This window comes from Dictyobacter kobayashii (assembly GCF_003967555.1).
GTDB lineage: Bacteria > Chloroflexota > Ktedonobacteria > Ktedonobacterales > Ktedonobacteraceae > Dictyobacter > Dictyobacter kobayashii.
This window is the reverse complement of the sequence record NZ_BIFS01000002.1, coordinates 2,771,127-2,791,254: the sequence shown is the minus strand read 5'-3', so window position 1 is coordinate 2,791,254 and position 20,128 is coordinate 2,771,127. Positions and strand designations below refer to the sequence as shown.

General features: G+C 51.6%; 18 protein-coding genes and 1 pseudogene. 10 read left to right on the top strand and 9 right to left on the bottom strand.

Going from position 1 to position 20,128, the window contains the following annotated elements; translation table 11 throughout:
- The first annotated feature begins 135 nt into the window (after window positions 1–135).
- From EL645_RS38745 to EL645_RS38735, 3 genes are all read left to right on the top strand, one after another.
- Window positions 136–1,347 carry an acyl-CoA dehydrogenase family protein gene (locus tag EL645_RS38745; protein WP_126557682.1) on the top strand — a complete coding sequence of 404 codons (1,212 nt, stop codon included), beginning with the start codon at window positions 136–138 and terminating at the stop codon, window positions 1,345–1,347.
- Between the two features lie 139 nt (window positions 1,348–1,486).
- Window positions 1,487–2,488, top strand: a complete 1,002-nt coding sequence (locus EL645_RS38740) for a MurR/RpiR family transcriptional regulator (protein WP_126557681.1) — start codon at window positions 1,487–1,489, stop codon at window positions 2,486–2,488.
- A 212-nt stretch (window positions 2,489–2,700) separates the two neighbouring features.
- Window positions 2,701–3,192, top strand: coding sequence for an AAA family ATPase (locus tag EL645_RS38735; protein WP_126557680.1), 492 nt, complete (start codon window positions 2,701–2,703; stop codon window positions 3,190–3,192).
- A gap of 174 nt (window positions 3,193–3,366) precedes the next feature.
- Here the strand turns inward: EL645_RS38735 and EL645_RS38730 are convergent.
- From EL645_RS38730 to EL645_RS38710, 6 genes and pseudogenes are all read right to left on the bottom strand, one after another.
- Window positions 3,367–4,757 (bottom strand): annotated as a pseudogene (locus EL645_RS38730) (DUF2252 domain-containing protein).
- Between the two features lie 340 nt (window positions 4,758–5,097).
- Entirely contained in the window at window positions 5,098–5,475 is a 378-nt protein-coding gene (locus EL645_RS46380) for a molybdopterin cofactor-binding domain-containing protein (protein ID WP_503827034.1), read from the bottom strand.
- Window positions 5,427–7,424, bottom strand: coding sequence for a xanthine dehydrogenase family protein molybdopterin-binding subunit (locus tag EL645_RS38725; protein ID WP_281276477.1), 1,998 nt, complete (start codon window positions 7,422–7,424; stop codon window positions 5,427–5,429). Before EL645_RS38725 ends, EL645_RS46380 begins: the two co-directional genes overlap by 49 nt.
- Before the next feature lie 218 nt (window positions 7,425–7,642).
- Window positions 7,643–7,975 (bottom strand): AzlD domain-containing protein, encoded by a 333-nt coding sequence (locus EL645_RS38720; RefSeq protein WP_126557679.1) that lies wholly within the window; start codon window positions 7,973–7,975, stop codon window positions 7,643–7,645.
- Window positions 7,976–7,985: 10 nt separating this feature from the next.
- A complete protein-coding gene (locus EL645_RS38715) occupies window positions 7,986–8,684 on the bottom strand; it encodes an AzlC family ABC transporter permease (protein WP_126557678.1) in 699 nt (232 codons plus the stop codon).
- 68 nt (window positions 8,685–8,752) lie between these two features.
- Window positions 8,753–9,577, bottom strand: a complete 825-nt coding sequence (locus tag EL645_RS38710; protein WP_126557677.1) for an AraC family transcriptional regulator — start codon at window positions 9,575–9,577, stop codon at window positions 8,753–8,755.
- A 276-nt stretch (window positions 9,578–9,853) separates the two neighbouring features.
- Between EL645_RS38710 and EL645_RS43705 the strand changes: the two genes are divergently transcribed.
- Genes EL645_RS43705 through EL645_RS45035 form a run of 3 tightly spaced genes read left to right on the top strand, consistent with a single transcriptional unit; the run spans window position 9,854 to window position 11,039 of the window.
- On the top strand, window positions 9,854–10,048 hold the full coding sequence (locus EL645_RS43705; protein WP_246035727.1) for a glutaredoxin family protein: 195 nt from the start codon (window positions 9,854–9,856) through the stop codon (window positions 10,046–10,048).
- A complete protein-coding gene (locus tag EL645_RS45040; RefSeq protein ID WP_281276476.1) occupies window positions 10,003–10,575 on the top strand; it encodes an NAD(P)/FAD-dependent oxidoreductase in 573 nt (190 codons plus the stop codon). The genes EL645_RS43705 and EL645_RS45040 overlap by 46 nt, the downstream gene beginning before the upstream one ends.
- Window positions 10,461–11,039, top strand: a complete 579-nt coding sequence (locus EL645_RS45035) for an NAD(P)/FAD-dependent oxidoreductase (RefSeq protein WP_126557676.1) — start codon at window positions 10,461–10,463, stop codon at window positions 11,037–11,039. The genes EL645_RS45040 and EL645_RS45035 overlap by 115 nt, the downstream gene beginning before the upstream one ends.
- 171 nt (window positions 11,040–11,210) lie before the next feature.
- Here EL645_RS45035 and EL645_RS38695 read toward each other — a convergent pair whose 3' ends face one another.
- The 3 genes from EL645_RS38695 to EL645_RS38685 form a co-directional block, all read right to left on the bottom strand.
- Window positions 11,211–12,293 carry a glycosyltransferase family 4 protein gene (locus EL645_RS38695; RefSeq protein WP_161978052.1) on the bottom strand — a complete coding sequence of 361 codons (1,083 nt, stop codon included), beginning with the start codon at window positions 12,291–12,293 and terminating at the stop codon, window positions 11,211–11,213.
- Window positions 12,294–12,569: 276 nt separating this feature from the next.
- A complete protein-coding gene (locus EL645_RS38690) occupies window positions 12,570–15,047 on the bottom strand; it encodes a cation-translocating P-type ATPase (protein ID WP_161978051.1) in 2,478 nt (825 codons plus the stop codon).
- 507 nt (window positions 15,048–15,554) lie between these two features.
- Window positions 15,555–16,436, bottom strand: coding sequence for a DinB family protein (locus EL645_RS38685; RefSeq protein ID WP_161978050.1), 882 nt, complete (start codon window positions 16,434–16,436; stop codon window positions 15,555–15,557).
- Window positions 16,437–16,857: 421 nt separating this feature from the next.
- On the opposite strand from EL645_RS38685, the gene EL645_RS38680 reads away from it, so the two are divergent.
- From EL645_RS38680 to EL645_RS38665, 4 genes are all read left to right on the top strand, one after another.
- Entirely contained in the window at window positions 16,858–17,079 is a 222-nt protein-coding gene (locus EL645_RS38680; protein WP_218032294.1) for a hypothetical protein, read from the top strand.
- Window positions 17,080–17,164: 85 nt separating this feature from the next.
- On the top strand, window positions 17,165–18,076 hold the full coding sequence (locus tag EL645_RS38675; RefSeq protein WP_126557672.1) for a hypothetical protein: 912 nt from the start codon (window positions 17,165–17,167) through the stop codon (window positions 18,074–18,076).
- A gap of 139 nt (window positions 18,077–18,215) precedes the next feature.
- Window positions 18,216–19,193 (top strand): ABC transporter ATP-binding protein, encoded by a 978-nt coding sequence (locus tag EL645_RS38670; protein WP_161978049.1) that lies wholly within the window; start codon window positions 18,216–18,218, stop codon window positions 19,191–19,193.
- A gap of 2 nt (window positions 19,194–19,195) precedes the next feature.
- Entirely contained in the window at window positions 19,196–20,113 is a 918-nt protein-coding gene (locus tag EL645_RS38665) for an ABC transporter permease (protein ID WP_126557670.1), read from the top strand.
- The last annotated feature ends 15 nt before the right edge of the window (window positions 20,114–20,128 follow it).

Sequence of the window (20,128 nt, the reverse complement as noted above, 5' to 3'; positions counted from 1 at the left end):
CAATATATTGATATTTTATCAATTCTATGGTATCGTAGAAGTAACACAATCTGATTTCAGCGTTGTGAACTGGTTCTCCTTAAATGTACATGCAAACTACAATGAATCGTAATTTTTCGCCATGGAGGCCACTTTATGGATTTTGCCTACTCAGAAAAAGTCAAAAACCTCTACCGGCAGATTAGCGACTTTATGGAACGCGATATCTACCCCCATCAGCAAACCTATCGCGACCAACTCGCAGCTGCGAACGATCCTCATCATCATGTTGAGATTGTGGATGAGCTGAAAGAGCGCGCCAGAAAGCAGAACTTGTGGAATCTATTCCTTCCGGATACTGAATATGGCGCGGGCCTGAGCAATCTGGAATACGCGCCTCTGGCCGAACTGATGGGACGCGTTACCTGGGCACCCGAGGTGTTTAATTGTGCCGCACCTGACACAGGCAATATGGAGATCCTGGCCCAGTTTGGCACACCTGAGCAGAAACAGCAATGGCTGATACCTTTACTCAATGGTGAAATCCGCTCGGCCTTCGCTATGACGGAACCGGCGGTGGCCAGTTCCGATGCCACGAATATCCAGCTTTCCATTCTCCGCGTGGGCAATGAGTATGTGCTCAATGGGAGGAAATGGTGGATTTCCGGAGCTGGACGTCCGCGCTGTAAGATCTTTATCGTGATGGGCAAGACCGATCCGCATAATCCCGATCGCCATCGCCAGCAGAGTATGATCCTTGTGCCCAGGGATACACCTGGTGTGACTGTGGTGCGTAGCCTACCGGTGATGGGCTATATGGATAATGAGAGCCATTGCGAGGTACTCTTTGAGAATGTACATGTACCCGCCTCTAATCTGCTGGGTGAGGAAAATAGCGGTTTTGCCATTGCTCAGGCGCGCCTGGGACCAGGACGCATTCACCACTGTATGCGCTCTATCGGTGCGGCGGAGTATGCTCTGGAATTGATGTGCCAGCGGGCGAATACTCGCGTGGCCTTTGGCAAACCATTGGGCGAACAAGGTATGATTCAGGATTGGGTTGCGCAATCCGCAATGGAGATCGCACAGGCGCGCCTTTTGACTCTTAAGGCAGCCTGGACGATTGATAATCTAGGCAAAAAAGCTGCCCAGCAGGAGATTGCGATGATCAAGGTTGTGGTGCCAGAGATGCTGACCAATGTGGTTAATCGTGCCATTCAGGTCTTTGGCGCCGCTGGCCTGAGCGACGATTTCCCGCTGGCCTTGATGTGGGCGCATGGCCGTACTATGCATATCGTGGATGGTCCCGACGAGGTGCATAAACGTGCGATTGCGCGCACGCTTTTGAGCCAGTATCAGCAAAAGTAATTTCCGCAACCAATCTTTACCAGAGGCGGAACAAAGGACGCACACAAGTCCGTCGCCTGGCTGTCTGCCCTTTGCTCCGCCAGACTTTACGCGTATGTTAAGTTGGAACAATAGAAAGTTAGTACGTTAAGGATACCTTATGGAAGACGCCCAGCACAACCCGATAGACATGTCCAACCGGCAACAGACCAGGGGCCGTTGCGAAAATACAAATCCTGCCAGCGCGGCTGGGAATGAGCCGGACGCGATGGGCAGCCCGGCCCGCAGTCTGCTCAATCAGCTACGTCAGAATCTTTCCCTTATGTCGCCGGCGGAAAGGCAGATTGGTGCGTACGTGTTGGAGCATCCACGCCAGGTCCTGCGCCTGCCAACCGATCAATTAGCCAGAGAAATCGGGGTGAGCCAGGGGACGCTCTCGAACTTCAGTCAGGCGCTCGGCTATAGCGGTTTCAAAGCCTTTCGACTTGATCTGGCGGCGGAAGTAAACTCTCCCTTGCACCTCAATTACGCGGCTATCGCACGCGGCGATACCTTGCAAGATATTGCCAACAAGGCTATCAGCGCAAATATCGATGCACTCCTGACGACACTGAGAAGCCTGGATACTGAGAACATAGAGAAAGCTATTGAAGCGATCCAACAAGCTCGCCGCGTCGATCTGTATGCTCTTGGCATCTCGGCATCGGTGGCACTCGATGCCTACAATCGCTTTCTGAACCTGGGGCTAGCAGTGAATTGGCTACCGGATATATCCAATCAGATTTCCTCGGCGGCGCTCTTAACCAGTCGGGATGTCGCGCTCGCCTTCTCGTACGCGGGTGAAACCAGGGCAACAATCAAAGCATTTAGTCTGGCCCATCAACAAGGGGCAACCACCATTGCGATCACTGGCAACCCTCACTCTTCCCTGGCGCGCTACGCCGATATCAAATTGGTGGCCACACCTCGCGAATCGACCGTATTCCAGCGTAATTTACGTATCTCGGCACGCACATCCATGCTCGGCCTGGTCGATATCATGTACCTGAGCCTGTTCAACTCATTAGATGATGCCGCACTCGAAAAAATGGAGCAAATCCTGCGCCTTCACACCTGGTTTGACGGACAACAAACCGATCTTACTGAAGAGTCTGGGCACTAACTATCTGTATCGTGTCTTATGCATGTATTCCCGTGGTTCATCAGTGGTAAATAAGGCGACAAGTGAGCAGATTTTAAGGTGACGGGTGAGCAATCGGTGTGAAGAGGAAGGATAGGGAATGCGCCGCCTGGAAAAGCCGCTTCCTATCTGGTATGCTCTCTTGGGTATTGTAAATTGCGTTCTCCCTGGAAAGGAAAGGGAACAGGTAACGTATGACAGCCTATCTCATTACCGGCGAAGCGGGCACGGGCAAATCAAGTCTGGCTGCCGAACTGCGAAGGCGTGGATATCTTGCCTATGATGCTGATGTGACGCTCGCCTCTCACATTGACCCTGCCATAGGCAAGCCGCTTGCTGAAAAACTGGACCACTATGCGGAAACCGGCTGGATGTGGGATGCTGCCAGATTGCGCGAGATCCTCGATACTTGTAAGGATGTGTTTCTTACAGGTGCCTCTGACAACCAGCACGAGTTCTACCCGATGTTTGCCAAAATCTTCATCCTGACTATCGATGCTACCACGCTGACGCAACGCCTCCAAAATCGGCACCCTGGAGATTACGGCATGCACCCGGAGGAATTGCAAGAGATTTTGCGAACATTTGAAGGGTTTACGCACCGAACCGTCGAAGACGGAGCTATTCCCGTCGATGCTACACAGCCTCTAGTATCCGTTGTCGATGAGATCCTTGCTCATCTCTGAGCAGGTTGAGTTGGCGGATGGGTCGGTTTCGGAAAAGCAGCCAATTTACGGGAGAGAGACGGATGAGGTGGGATGTGGAGCAGCTTCGCACATGGTGAGTAGTTGAACTGCTCACTCTTCGCGCCGATTGCCCACTCGTCACCTTATTTACCAACCAGGCGCTGAGGTGACACTTTAGACCGTTGCTTCCTCGTGGGACGCTTCTCCATTGGCCGAAACCGCGATGCGGCCTGCCTCTGCAGCAGTGGCGAGAGCCGCGTGATCTCGTTCGACTTGCACTGCATAGCTCAGAGCGAAGGTAACAAGAGCCTGATCGAATACATCGTTTTTGCCCAGGTAGCCGCTGATCAGCGCTGGGTCGCCAGAACGTGCATGCGCGCGGGCAAGTGCCCACCCACACAGGCTCACATACGTGATGAAATCACCCACCTTCATGTGCTCAAGATGTGGCGAGCCCGACATATCACGCAGTTGACGCACATAGTAGTCGCGCGTTGGGCTACTCGTCCAGCCGAGAAAGATGTCGCTGGCTCCCTGAATGAGTTGTTGCCCACAGACAACTCGTTGGGCGTGATTGCTATAACGGCTCCGTTCAAGATAGGGTTCCAGCACCGAAGTTTGTGCTTCCTTCATTTGAAGGAACAATGGATCTGTGCCATCTTCTCCCACCAGCAAGGCGATATAGCAGCGTGTGCCAACGCTGCCAACACCCACGACTTTCAGGGCAAAATCCACCAGATGATACCGACTCAGCAGGAGTTGTCGATCATCGGGGAGTGAGGCCATGTAGGTCTGCATCACTTCTTTCAGTTCACCGACTATCTCCCTGTCGGTAAGGTGCATAGTAAATGGTGGCTCATCTTTGATAGTAAAGTGACCATGCACCTGCTCAGCTAGCTTAGGGAAAACCTGGATAGCCGTGCGTTGCCGCGCTTTATTGAGTTCGCGCCGCATAGAGCGTCGCTCCGTAGGATGCATCTGGCGGAGCATTTGCTCGACATTGATTTGAGAATACCAGGCATCAAGGGGAGGCATAAAGGCATATGTCCACATGCGTTCACGGTACGATTGGACACAACGTACTACAGCCTGTTTCACGATAGCTTGAGAGAAACTCAGTGAGTGCCCCGCGAGCACAATGCTCGCCGCGAGTCGCTTGATATCCCATTCCCATGGTCCCGGCAGGGTTTCGTCAAAATCGTTGACATCAAATACCTGCAGGCGTTCCGGCGTAGCATAGGTGCCAAAATTTGCGAGGTGTGCGTCCCCACAGAGCTGGACATGAATGCCGGTCGAGGGAGTGGTTGCCAGATCGAGCGCCATAATGAGCGCGGAACCGCGCAAAAAAGCAAAGGGGAGAGCAGCATCCGGCTGTATCGAATAGGAACCAGTTGGGCCAGGCGAGAACGATTGGATGCTTCAAGGACATTGACGGGGTCGGGACGCCCCTCTGCTGGCTCCCACTGAGTATGATTGCTGCGCGGCACTAGCTTCCGTAGTGCCTGACCCTGCTTGAGCCGTTCCTCCAGGGAAGGGGCGTCTTGTGCTTTGAATGCCTTACTCATAGGAACTCCTTTTTCTTCTCATTCCACATGGGAAGAAAAAAACGGCGGTGCATGATCGGCACTGCCGCTCTAATCCAATCAGGAATCCTCACCCAATCGCAACACAAACTCTACGATCATCGTTATTTCCATTTTACACCTCCTCTCAAGGGTTTTGTCGGAACGAAGAATCCCAAATCCTATAGAGTTCGCAATTTCTCTGACAGAAACTAGCCATTCTACGAGGAAGAGGTAAAAGGAAGGAATTCCCTTCAACGGAAGAACGCAGGCGGTTCTGGTTCTGGCTGCTGGAGCGTACCTTGTCTCGCAGACTGGATGGTGGTCCACAGCTTTTCTGGTGTCAGCGGCATATCAATAGTTTTGACCCCCAGGGGGCTAGAGCATCCAGTGCAGCATTCACAATCGTGGGTGGGGCGCCGATCGTTCCGGATTCTCCGATACCTTTGGCCCCCAGGGGATTCAGCGGGGATGGCGTCTCGATCAGGTCCAACTCAAAGTTTGGTAACTGAGCCGATGTTGGGAGTGCATAGTCCATCAGCGTGCCGGTGAGGTTTTGCCCCTCGTCGTCGTAGACAACTTCCTCGAAGAGGGCCTGCCCGATTCCCTGTGCCAGCGATCCATGTATCTGCGCCTCTGTGAGATAATGGTTGATGATGTGGCCCGCATCGTCTACGGCGATATAGCGTAGAATCTCAAGGTTTCCCGTATCGCTATCGATCTCGACAATGGCGATATGCGTTCCCGAAGCGATGGCCGTGCCAGTTGAAGCGAAATCGTGCCATGCGGCCAGTCCCTCGATGGGATGTTATTGGCGGGATTGGGAGGCTCATGCTCTATCAGGCCTGGTTGCGCTTCAACCATGTGCGCCAACTCACCCAACGCGATCGTACGTGAAGGGACGCCACGTACAACGATATGTCCCTGTTCCAGTGTCAGATCATCCATGGACGCTTCGAGCACCTGGGAGGCAACCTGGAAAGCCTTCGTCCGAACTTTTTGTGCGGCCAGATAAATCGCCGAACCGGATATCTGGGTGATACGGCTGGCGTTCGTGCCGGTACTATAACCTGGGAGCGAGGCATCGTTCAAGCGTACTTCAACCTGTGATCCTGGGACTTCAAAGACTTCCGCTGCTATCTGCGAGAAGATTGTGATGTGACCCTGACCATTATGGGCAACCGCACTTTGAACCAGGATCGTCCCATCGCGTAGAATGCGTACCGTCGCAGCCTCTTCTAGTCCCTGTCGACGAGATGGCCCACCGGTTGTTTCAATGAAGGTTGAGACGCCAATACCGAGCAGCTTAGTAGAGGGTTGTGTGCGCTGTTGGCGTTGCTGTTCGCGCCAACCTGCGTAATCGGATAGGGCCAGCGCCTTATCCAGCGCTGCCTGATAATTGCCGCTATCGTAAACAAGGCCCCCCGCCGTGTAATAAGGGAAGGCATCCGGGGAAATCAAATTGCGACGCCGCACCTCGACCGGATCGAGCTGTAATTCGTGGGCGATGCGCTCGATTGTCCGCTCGACAATGTAGGCTGCCTCCGGGCGCCCCGCTCCTCGATAGGGCCCCGTTGGTACTTTATTCGTGAGTACAGAGACAATCTGGCATTCGATGGCCGGAATCTGGTAGGCACCACTTAGCATACTCGACGAAAACAGAGGGAGGAGGGGCCCAATGCTGTAGAGGAATGCACCAATATCACCCACGCTAAAGACACGGAGCGCGAGCAGGCGGCCCTCTGAGGTGTAGCCGGCTTCGACATAATTGATCTGCCCACGCCCATGCATATGTGCCTGCAAATTCTCACTGCGATCCTCAATCCATTTGACCGGGCGAGCAAATTTTTTGGCCAGAACTGCTGCTATAATCTCCTCACCTAGAAAAAGCGTTTTCGCACCAAAGGCACCACCAACATCCGCATTATGAACCTGAATATTTTCCTGCGGCAGATCTAGAAAACGAGCCAGCATACTACGTGCCTGAAAGACTGATTGCGATGAAATCCAGGCGGTCAATTGCTGGTGCGTTGCATCAAAATCGAACAGGCAGGCGCGTGGCTCTATCGACGAGGGGGCGAGGCGTTGATTCACCAGTCGTAATGTGACGGTGTGTTCCGCTTGAGCGAAGGCTGCCGCGATATCACCACCGTGCGTCTGGGTTCGCAGGACGACATTGCTCTCCAGTTCTTCATAAAGCAAAGGGGCATCTGGGGACAGCGCCTGTTCAGGATCAGTGATGGCGGGCAGGGGCTCGTAATCAACCTCGATCAGATCGCGTCCATCGAGCGCGGCATAGATGTCTTCTGCCAGGACGACCGCGACAGGATCACCCACGTAGCGTACCTTTTCGACCGCCAGAGGATGCCGTGCGGGCTTTTTCAGGTCAGATGCCATGTGGCCGAAAAGTGCCTCGATCAAGGGCAAATGCTGAACCAGATCAACACCTGCGTATACAGCCACAATACCGGGGACGGCTCGTGCCTCATCAAGATGTATCGCATTGATACGCGCATGTGCGTATGGACTACGCACAACTGCCATCTGGAGTGGCGCAGGACGGCCTGCCGGGAGACGTACATCATCAACATAGGCGGCATGGCCGGTAATCAGCCGATAGTCTTCTTTGCGGCGTTCCAGTCCGGCCGGGAGAGAATGTCGTTCACTCATCAATAAAATCCACCTTCTAGCGGATACAAAAGTATCTTGTTCGATTTTGAAGGGAGGTACCGTATACTATTGTAAACCATTCCGCCCTGAAGTGCATGCATATCAGTGGAGTATCTATACACAAAAAGAGCAAATTCTCCGAATTTTGCCTCTCATTCCCTGCTCTACTGTTTCCTGTAGAGAGCGTTGTTCCAACCTTATGTGTGTTTTCACACCCACTAATGAAGTGACACAAATATCTGCAAGATAAGTAAGCAAGCCATGCCACTTGAGATTGTCAGCAGGACGTTCTTTGTCCGCCAGGCGATCAGTATCGCGAGAATTCCCGCTATAAGGCGGATGTTACTCGACGATACCTCTAGTGAACCGTGGGGGAAGAAGAGCGCAGGTGAGATGAGTGCGGACAGTACTGCGATTGGCACAAAACGTAGAGCTTGCTGCACTATGGGCGAGACCTGCATCTTACCCATGAACACAATGAAGGATAGGCGAATTCCCAGGGTCAGCAGTCCAATAATGATAATAGTTATCCAGAGCCATTCCTGCGACATATTGGTCTCCTTACGATAAGGACGTTGTTTTCTTCAACTCTAAAATAAGTCCAACAGCGATACCAACCAGGGCGGCGACCGCTATCCCTAGTTTCAGCGGTAGCGCAATGACGAGTAGCGCGGCCAACCCCGAGGCCAGGGCGGCAGCTGTACTCATGCGATCCTTGAGCGCGGGCACAACAAGAGCGATAAAAGTAAGCGTAGAGGTGAAGTCCAGTGACCAGTTCGCAGGGATGTGCCCACCCAGAAAAATACCGGCAGCGGTACTTAACTGCCAGGTCGTCCACAATGCCAGCCCGGCCCCCAAAAAATATCGGTGCTTCTTCCCGTCGTCTCCCGGCTTTTGGTAGTGCAAGATGGTCACTGCATACGCCTCGTCGGTCAAGAGGTATGCCAGCAGCCACTTCCAGAGGGGATGAAGCTTGCGGGTATAGGCAGATACTGACGCGCTGTAGAGCATATGTCGGATATTCACGATAAAAGCTGTCAGGATAACGACAAGAGCAGGCGTGCCAACCGCGATCAACTGAGCGATTACAAATTGTGCCGATCCTGCAAAGACGATGAATGACATGGCCTGCGCGATACTCGCCGGGATACCCGCACTGATCGCTGACACTCCATAGATCATACCAAAAGGGAGCACACCCAACAGGATGGGAAGTTCGTCCCTGATACCATGTAAAAACTCAGAATGTGGTGCTTTCATGGGATCATTATAAAAGACAAGAAAGAAGCTGTCTTGTCTGATATTGCTATTTTGTTACAAATTATGGATCACGAATTACGGATTGAGCCGTATAGTCCGGGGGGAACACCAACAATACGCTTAAAATGTTTGGTGAAATGGCTCTGGTCTGCAAAGCCCACGGCTATTGCTGTGTCTACACAGGACAACCCTATGCCTAACAAAGACTTCGCATGCCTGATACGTGTTTGTATCTGATAGGTATGAGGAGGCAAACCTACCTGATTTCTAAACGAGCGCAGCAGGTGAAACGGGCTGAGTTGAGCAATCACGGCCAACTGTTGGAGCGAAATATTCTCGGCGTAGTTTTCCTCGAGATAGGTGCGGACACGCTGAATACCCATATGCTCTTTAGCGAACGGACGAGGACGGGGATGATCGTCGGCATAGCGCACAATTAAGCGCGCAAGGGTCCATAACATTCGCGATTCACGTTCGAGGACCGACGCCTGCTCTTCCAGAGCTCTATGTGTGAGGGAGATCTCGGCCATCATTTCAGGATCGTGAACTACTGGTTCAGCAAAGAAAGGAATCTCACGCGGTCGCCCGGTGAGATCAGAAACCGCACGCTGTAAGAGCTCAATCGATGGATAGAGTGTCCTATAGGTCCAGCCATGCTCGGCTGCGGCCGAACCGGTATGCACTTCGCCAGGATTGATAAACACAATGCTTCCGACCGGCGCTATGTGTTGGCGTCTACGATACGCAAACTGCTCCGCGCCCTGTTCAATAACTCCTATCACATAACCTTCATGAGTATGGGGAGCAAAGGTGTGCTTAACATAGGTCGCGTGGAGTAGTTCAAGGTTACTCAATGTGGCGTCCTGCCAGAATTTTACATACTCATGATTCATACGTTTCTACTTCTCTCAGGTAACCACGAATAGATCGATGAGAATCAATTATAACATACCCCAATTTGCACGAAAAACACAATGCCAGTACATACCTGCCACACTTTCCTGGAGGGCTGGCATACGTGTATACTTGCCATGGAAGTGGAGAACTATGGAATTACCACAGGCTTCAACGGGTAGCCATCCATCTGGTGGGAACCGGTGGAAAACCATTAACTGTCTTTTGTGTAGTGGTAAGAGGATGTCATAAAAATAAGCAGGGGAAGGTCAAATATGACTATTAAGCTGTATGGTACTAACTGGTGTAGCGATTGTAAGCGGAGCAAGAAATTCCTGGGCGAACAACGAGTACGCTATGACTTTATCGACATCGAAGAGGACGAAAAGGCACAGGAATATGTGCGTGAGCTGCAAAAAGGGGCATGTCGATCCCAACCATTGTGTTTGACGATCAGAGCGTGCTCATAGAGCCATCGAATGCGGAACTTGCCGAGAAACTGGGGCTGGATATCAAGGCACGTTGTACCTTTTATGATTTGATTGTTGTAGGGGGCGGACCAACGGCCCTCACCGCCGCTATTTATATTGCTCGCGATGGCTATGATGTGCTGGTGATCGAGCGTTCGAGCCTGGGCGGACAGGCGGGCATTACCGAGCGTCTGGACAATTATCCCGGCTTTCCTCAAGGCGTGACGGGAGGTGAGTTCGCCGAACGTGTGATTGAGCAGGCAAAGCGTTTCGACGTCGAGATGATTTCGGCCCAGAATGTTGTGCGAGTAGGAAATGATCTTGATGCACACTTCGTTGAGACCGAGGATGGGTACGCTATCGCTGCAATGCTGTCTTACTTGCCACAGGCTCTAGCTATAAACGCCTGGATGTGGCTGGTGAAAGTGAGTATATTGGCGCAGGTATTCATTTCTGTGCTACCTGTGATGGACCATTCTATAAGGGACGTGATGTCGTGGTGGTCGGTGGCGGCAATAGCGCCGTAGAGGAGGCAGTCTTCCTGACACGTTTTAGTCCTCAGGTGACCATCCTCGTGCGAGGAGACCGCCTCTCCGCCAGTAAGCTCGCGATAGATAAAGCTCTCTCTACCCCCGCGATCAAGGTGCGTTATAACATTGAGATTGTAGAGTTTAAGGGCGAGAATAATCGTTTTACGACGCTGGTGGTCAAGGATATAAAGACTGGAAAACAAGAGGAGTTACATCCCGCCGCGGCTTTTATCTTTATCGGTCTCCAGCCCAATAACGAGCCGTTTAGCACAACAGTTGCCACCAATGCTCAGGGTTTTGTACGCACAGGATCAGATTTCCAGACAACTATCGAAGGTATTTTTGCAGCTGGCGATGTGCGTGCGGGCAGCACCAAACAACTGGTCAGCGCGGCGGGTGAGGGGGCGGCTGCGGCCATTGCCATTCGCCAACACCTCAATACACATCACGCTGGAGAATGATTCTCCTGCTTCAGGCGTAAGGGAAATTGTAAACCTTGTTTACTACCCAAATAGGTTTTATGGCGGTTGGTAGAAAATTTGCGCTGCAAATTTTCTACCAACCGCCATAAAAAACAGTTCGGGCGCGTATGTGCACGTATTCAAAGGTGCCACACACTACCCATAAACTCATCAAGGCAAAAACTGACGAATAGCTTTTTGATATATATCAGTATATTTACGCGCCATCGCCGAGCACGAAAAATGCTCTTGAACATAGCCCCTTACTTTTTCCCGCTCGATCTCATCTATACGTCCCATAGCCTGAACCATCTCTTCCAGACTATTGACCAGAAAGCCTGTTTCTCCATCTGCTATAATCTCAGGAGCCGCTCCACGTGCAAACGAAATGACCGGACAGCCTGTAGCCATGGCTTCGATCATCACCATGCCAAACGGCTCTTCCCATGTAATGGGATTGAGAAAACCACGGGCGAAACCCATCAACGTCAGTTTTTCCTCATACGAGGCTGGCCCATAATTAGTTATTTGCTTCTTATGTGTACAGGGTTCAACGGTATCTTTATAATATTGTTCGTACCCCTGGCTGATGGTTCCAACCAGCATCAATGGTACCTGGGCCTGCTTGGATGCTTGAATAGCCAGGTGCGGACCCTTTTCAGGCACGAAACGACCGAGCCACATAAAATAGTCATTCGGTCGATCAGTTGTCATGGGATATTTTTCTAACGAAATGCCATGGTGCACAATTCCAATAAAATTCAAGCGGAGACCCTGGCTCTGGCACGCATGCTCACTTATCGCTACGATCGGGACATGTGCAGTGTAGCGCTCGATATCTTCCTGACTTATGTCTATCGGCACTTCTGCTGGCTCGAATGGCAGATTACTATGCAGGGTTGTAATATGGGGGATATGTGCATTCGCAAGCAGTGGAAATAAATACATATCTCCACCCGACGATAGATGCGTGTGTACTATATCAAAGGTATGATCGTAAACGTACTCCAGCGCTCTCTGTAGATAGTCTCGTTCAATTTGAGTGTCATGCCACGAAAATCCCTCTTCCAGCAAACTATGCTCAATCAAAGGGACAAGCTTTGCTGAGGTTTGACTACCAGCTGGCCCGAGCAAGGTTACGTCGTGCCCCTGCGCTACTTGCTCTTCCACCAACGTATGCAGGACTGTCTCTGTTCCGCCATATGTTTTAGGCGGTACTTCTATCCAGGGCGGAGCTACCTGGGCAATCTTCATCTCTATCCTCCTATTCATCCACTCACATTCTCTACGCATTTTCAAACATTGATGAACGCTAATATCCAAACTATTTATAATACGGAACACGTTCCTTTTATGATGGAGCCCGGCGACTTCCAAATTTTAGAGACCACTATTTAAGAGGTCATTTGCATGCCAACACTTGAACCATCAAATGGACAAATTGAGCCGTCAGCTGAAGTTACTGCCCATATTCTTATTACCATACTCAATGCAAATTCAGAGGAAGAAGTTTATTCCCTCTTGCTATCATTAAGGATCAGACATCTCTGATATTTGCATCATACGCTCGAACAGCCGGAAATGCCAGATGAGCCACAGTATAGTGGACCATAACAGTACAGCTCCTACAATGATCAAGTAGGATAGTGCGTTCAATGCCTGCAGGTTGAACAGCGATCGTAGCGGTGGCATGGCAAGAACGATCAGTAGGCAGGTGAACAGTCCCAGGACGAGCACCAGGAACCTCCAGTTACTATACGTTCCCTGCTTCCCGGCTCTCGCACGCATTGGTGGTTCCAGGAAGAGCAGCAAGATTAAGCCGCAGAAAACTAAAAAGGTTGTGAGGGCGGTCTGGGCCAAAGGAAGCGCACCTTCACGATAGGGATTAGCAGGCTCTGGAAGTCTCATTGAGGCCGGTATCAATACAGAGAGGTAGACACCCAGGGCAATCAGGCAGGTGGTCACAGCAACTGGAAACACGAAGCGCGTTAACATACGTAACAGGTTATCACGATCTACCCGGCCGGGGCGCGCCCAGTAGGCCAGGGCAAGCGCTGGTACTCCGACCGTGAGCAGTGTTAGTAAGGAGGTCTGCCGGGGCTGGAAAGGGAAGCTGCCGATAAAAGCAATGGAGATGATCAGCAGCGTTATTGAGGCAACACGCGCCAGGAAGAGTTTCAGAATATCCTGCATGCCGTTGCGGATGCGCTGGCCCTCTCGCACGGCATGTGGCAACGCGGCAAATGAATCTTGCAGTAGGACCAGGTCAGCGACTCCACGCGTTGCCTGGCTGCCGCTTTGCATGGCAATGCCCAGGTTTGCTTGCTTGAGGGAAAGAACATCGTTCACGCCGTCACCGATCATCGCGACATAGTGGTGGTGATGACGTAATGCCTGGACGATGCGCTCCTTTTGTCCAGGCGTGATGCGGCCAAATATCGTTGTCTCTTCGACCACCTGGGCGAATTGCATATCGTCGAGCGCGTCGATTTCGGTCCCAGTAATGGCCTTGACATGACTGTCCAGACCCACCTGCATAGCCAATGCCTTCACGGTTTGTGGATGATCGCCAGAGATAATTTTGATCTGTACATCCAGGGCCACAAATTGTGCCACGGTTTCACGTGCTTCGGACCGCAAAGTATCGCGCAGGCTGATTGCGCCAAGTGGAATTAATCCCTGTGGCAAGCGTGCCTCGCCCGCATACTGCTGAATTTGAACTGGCTCAGGATAATGGGCCAGGAGTAACACACGTAGCCCATGCCGGGATTCTTCGGCCACGAAGGTTCCCAGATCGCTGTCGGGCACTAGCAAGGGACGAAGCACATCTGGAGCGCCCAGAACGTAGACTCCACGCAAGGCTATATCATCTATGACCAGCGCACTCCACTTACGGGTAGATGAAAAAGGAATCTCCTGGCACACGTGCAATCCACTGATAGTCTGTTCCTGGCATGCGGCTCCAATGGCCTCGCTCGTCACATTGCGACTTGATGTATGAGCAACATAGCTGCCGAGCAGGGCACTCAAGGTTGCTTTATCGGTCGCATAGGGATACAGTGAGGCCAGTTCAAGCTTGTTTGCGGTGAGCGTCCCTGTCTTGTCCAGGCACAACACATCAACATGGCTGAGCGATTCGATGGCATTAAACTTCTGCACCAGGGCCCCTTTTCCAACAATACGCACCGCACCCAGGGCATAGGCTACACTAATCGAGAGGAATAATCCGTTTGGTACAATGCCGATAATCACCATGGCCATTCGTACGGTTTCTACGATTGGAATGAAGCTGACAAAGGAGGAGGCAATCAGCAGTAATTCCAGGAACAGGGCAATAAAGAGCAAGATCCGAATCACCAGGTTGACCTCACGCTGCAAGGGAGTATACACTTCGCGATGGGCCCGGGCCCTGGCAGTAAGAGAGCCTGCCATACTATACACACCCACATGCTCCGCGCGATACAGGGCGCTTCCCGTCACACAAAACGTTCCTGAGTAGAGCATGTCACCTTCACGCTTGGCAATCAGGTTCGATTCACCGGTCAGCAGCGATTCATCGACCTCAAGCTGACCATCACCGACCAACGGCCCATCAACGACGATCTGATCGCCTGGCTTTACAACCAGCAGATCATCAACCACCAATGCCTCTGGCTCCAGTAGCTGCTCCTTGCCATCACGCATAACGGTGGCTTTAGGCCGCGTCAACAATGCGATCCGATCAAGCTTCTGCTTGGCCCGTATCTCTTGTACCAGGCTGATGATCATATTGAATGAGATCACGCCAACGGAGATAAGCGCGTCGAGGTATTGTCCTAAGATAACCAGCGCCAGGGCAATGGAGAAGAGTATGACGTTGATCGTGTTTAATACATTCTCTCGAAAAATACGCAAGTATGAGCGACCAGTGACCGGTGGTGGCACACAGCCAAGCCCGCGTGCGCGCCGTTCCTCTACCTCCTGGGTGCTCAGACCTTGCCTATATTGTTGCTGACTTTGCATGTGCATGCCGAACCTCACTCCCCCACACTGGTCCAAAATTACCGTTACCATCCAGAACAACAATCACATCGCTACCTGCTTGTAATAACACGCTTGCGGCAGGCAGAATGAAACCAATAGCAGATGATATATCCCCTGGCGCTTGAAGAAAAAGTGATACATAGCCTTGCCATTTTAACCTGCGCACCTGGGTGCTGTATCTGTCGAAAGGACCATAAAATCGCCTGATCTTCGAGCCTGATCAGAATTTTTGTTCCTCCTTTTGCTGACGCATGGAACTCCGTCAACTTGGTGAATATTGGTTGCTTGTCGGGAAGCAAGCCGATGAATTGCTTCATGCTTTACAAGCAAATGAGGAACTCCATCAACCCTGGTGAACACAGCTTGCTTGTTTGGGAATGTCCCTTTGCCGAAGGGAAAGGAGAAAAACCTAAGTGGCCCTTGAGTATGAACGGACCCGGAAACACGCTAGCATTGTTTCCGGGTCCGTTCATACTCAAGGGCCACTTAAAGCTACTTTTGATGCAACTGTCGAATCTCCTGGATATCCTTGCAGTGCATAGCTGCATGTCCAGCCTGCATGTAGAGAATATCCCTGACAGTAAAGCGCTGCGGCTCCTGGCCGGGCCAGATAAACATGACATAGCGTTCCAGGGCATCGGGAAGGTGTTGCACCAGTTGCACAATATGCGCATGGTTAGCGTTATACAGTTGCACGGCAGGCTCTATTGCGCGCCCAGCATAGTCGAGCAGATCGGCGCTGGCATTGTCTGTGGTGTACCAGTCGTGGCTATACAGACACCCGGGACGCGTCAGCGCGGCCTTGGCGACCCGCATCCAGAGATCATCCCCATCCGAGATATGATGCACCATCTGGCAAATGCTCCATTCGCCTGGCGCCTTTGTCAGGTTCAGGTCCTGCTCAGTCAAGCCCTCCAGAGTTTCCTGGAGGAGACGCGGCCCCTGGGCGTATAGCTCAATAATCTCCTCGGGGGTACGTTGACCCTGCGCGATAAAGATCAGCAGGTGCCCATCCGGATCAGGCACAACCAGGGCAGGTTCACCAAGTGGAGTTTGGGTCTCATGGACCTTCAGACCACGCTCGGCCCATAGTGCTCGTTGCGCATCCAGGTTCTGGCAATAAAAGGGCAAAAACTCGCCAGATTTAATCACAGTATGTGTACTTGCCAGGTAAGGCGCAGCATCGCCCGCGTCAGAGCCAACCAGCAAGATGGGATCATTATTAAATCCAACTATTTCCACCAGTGTCTCTGGCAACGCGGTGGCTGTTTCTCTGAAACCAAGCTGCTCAAGGTAGAAAGTACGGCTCGCCGCAATATCCTTTACATACATAGCCCACGAGGGCTGAGACGTTGTCCGGGCATCTTGTTGCATACTATCTTGCTCCTCTTTTATTCCTATATTGAACCCTTTTACCATAGCTTGCCGCACCTGCACTTGTCAATCAAAAAGAACAAAGAAAAGGTATACTGGAACTCCGTCAACTTTGACAAATACCATCTGCCTGCTTAGCGTGAAGCCCTTTCAGATGGTGAACAGAATGAGCCAGCATCAGTATTTACATGACTTGATAGAGAACTCGTTGGCGCAGCAGAAGAAAGGAGGCTCGCCCGTAACCTTGCCTCTTAATCAATTTTAGGCGGTGGACATGCCCTTCTAGCAGACAGGCAGTATTCATCAAAGTTGACGGAGTTCCTTGACAGGCTCTTTTGTTCTCATGTATACTACGTTCAACGTATTAATACGTCGGACGATATAACGTCGGACGTAATTCTCTGGTTTGGAGAGAGTTGGTATGGATAAGTTCAATCTGGGTCGCTTTTCTGATCCACCCATCCTCATCCTGGCAAGTCTTGCTGGGAGCCCAAAACATGGCTATGCCATTATGGAAGATATCGAGACCTTTTCTGGTGTACACCTGGGCCCGGGACACTCTATGGAGCTATCGCGCGTCTTGAGACTCAAGGACTCATTAAACCACTTCCCGCCGAAGAGCGGCGGCGCCCCTATTGCTTAACCGCTGCCGGAGCTACTTTCCTGCAAGAACAGCTTACCGAACTGGAAACTTTTGCCAGTATGGGATTACGGAGGTTAGCCAGTATATGAATATAGGAAGACAGATTCTGCGCCTCTATCCGCGCCCCTGGCGTGATCGTTATGAGGATGAGATGCTGGCAATGCTAGAGCAGTGCTCGCCTTCTTTGAAGGATGAAGTGAACCTCCTTTTGGGTGTCTGCGATGCCCACCTCCACCCGCACTGGGGACTTACTGGTAAGCCACCGTATGAAAAGGTGTCTTTGATGCGTCAGACGCTTCTCTATTCATTGTTAACAATCTTTGCTGCTTATGTGGGTTTTATCATTGCTGGACTTACCTTTCAAAAAATATCGGAATACCGCGTTTTTATGCTGGCTTCCCAGACCGATACCACTATCGGTCTCTCATTTACACTGGTGCTTATCGGTTCGGTGGTTGCCCTGCTAGGGATACTGGTTGGTGGCCTGCCTATTGTTGCAACCGTTATCAAGCATGCTTTCACACAAAGACGCCCAGATCAACTCTTCCTGCTGGCGACTCCCATTCTCGCCTTTGCGGCCTTCCTTGGCATACTTTTTCTCTTGGAGAAACTTCCTTTTACCACTCTGACTGTTATCCTTTCCAGAAGCGCCTTTGCCGCTGTCTTTCTGATGGCGGCTACAATTAGCACTGGGGCGCTTTGTCGAGCAGTTGCGCGCTGTGAGATCGCGCAAAAACATCTGCGCTTCGCTTTGCACGCTGCAACACTGGCTACGGTTGCGATGATCTTGATGCTTATGGCGACTATTAGCTGGGGCCTGGGTTTGTGGAGCAAGATACCACAGTTTTTTATGCGCAATGACGGTATCTTTGGCTCGAGTACTTCCCTGACCTGGATCGGGATCGTTGCCGCCATGACCATTACTACCATGCTTGCGCTGATCGCACTCATGCGAGGTCTCTCAACACGTTCAATTTTGAGTACTGCTATAGAGTAAATAACCTTCAATAACTGGCTGGTGGCCAGCTCACAAGGGCCGGCCACCCTATAATACTACTTTTCATCAGGACACGTTCACTAGATAACCTATGTCCTGTTGATAGGTCATCATGTCTAATTTTCGAAGGAGGAGCTATATGAGCAATCACAGTATCGCAACCACCATGAAAAATACTGGCCCGATTCAAGAAAATGAAATCGTCTTGCGCACCTCTGATTTGACCAGGCGCTATGGCGACCGTGTCGCAGTCAACCAGCTCAACCTGGAGATCCAGCGGGGCGAGATTGTGGGCTTTCTAGGTCCCAATGGGGCTGGAAAGACCACGACTATCCGTATGATCCTTGGGCTCATCAAACCAACTGCCGGTCGGATAGCCTTGTTTGGACGCGATCTTGCCAGCGAGCCAGCCCACCTGTTACCACGTATTGGAGCCTTGGTGGAGATGCCTGCGCTCTACCTGCATCTGACTGGACGCGACAATCTGCGTGCGTTCGGTGCGGTCTTTGGTGGGGTATCTCAACAACGCATCGACGCCGTTATGGCCCGGGTTGGTTTACAGGCGCGCCAGAAAGATCGAGTTCGCACCTACTCACTTGGAATGAAACAACGACTGGGCCTCGCTGTTGCCTTGCTCAATAATCCTGATCTGCTTATCCTGGATGAGCCAGCGAATGGGCTGGACCCCGCGGGGATTGTAGAAATGCGCGAGCTTATGCATCGCCTGGTAAATGAGGGCAAGACAATCTTATTCTCCAGTCACCTGCTGGCCGAAGTCCAGCAGATCTGCACACGGGTAGCGGTCATTAATGCGGGCAAACTTGTCGCTGACAAGAAGATAGAGGAGTTGACACGCGGACAGGGTGAGTATGTGGTGCAGCTTGAACAGGCCCGAGCAGCATTGGCCCTCATTCAACAACAATCCTGGGGAAAAAAGGCCTATCTGGATACCACTGGAAAACTTATTACACCTTCCCCACAGGATAGTGGACGTGAACTTTCTGCTTTCCTTTTTCAGGCTGGCTTTCCTCCGGAGAGCCTTACCCCGGCCACACAAAACCTGGAACAGGTCTTCTTCTCTCTTATTAACTCTAATTCGCAAAAAGGAGCTGAATAATCATGAGTACACAGGCCGCTTATATGTCAACAAATCCTCAGCACATGACATCGACCCACGCCAGTTTCATCGGAATAATGCGCGGCGAGTTTCTGAAAATCGCGCGCCTCTTCTGTTTCCTCTTGCTCCTTCTCACTGTTGGTTTTCTTTTGTCCTTCTTGCTACTCTACTCATCGCCAGGGGCTGCGTCTGATCTACATCATACCCCGCTTCACTTTTTCTATAGTATGATGGAAAGCAATCTGGCCGCGTTCCGCATCATGGTAGGCATCGTGCTGCTGATCCTGACCTCATATACCATTGGACGCGATTATCAGTATGGTACGATTCGTATTCTGCTGGCCCGGGGTACTGGCCGCATCCAATTATTGCTGGCAAAAAGCGCACTGCTGGCGCTGCTTGCCCTGGCACTGGTAATCCTATTCTCCCTGCTGACAGCACTGCTTATCTGCCTGGCGATCATCTTGCTAGCAGGAAATCTTGATGCCATTAGTTCCTTGACGCCTGCTTTCTGGTCTCATACGGAAATCTGTCTGTCGGCGGTTATGATTAGTATGGGAGCAACGGTCTTGCTAGCCGTGGCTATGAATGCGTTTGGACGCTCATTGACGATTGGCCTGAGTGCCTCGCTGGCCTGGTTTGCCATCGATAACATGGGCGTTCTTCTCATGGGTCTACTAGCACGTCTGACCCAGAGCACGCTTTGGGCGAATGCCACCTCCTACTTTCTTGGACCATTGCTCAATCGCTTACCTGAGCTTTTGTTACCCAAACAGGCACAGAACGGCTTTGACGCCATTGGCCCAGCGCCTTTGGTGTCAACTAGTGGCTCACATGCGCTCTGGGTTATTTTCACCTATATGCTCGTCTTCTGTATTCTCGCCGTCGTTCCAACCTGGAAACGCGATGTAAAGGAGTAAGTGAGTGATATGTTG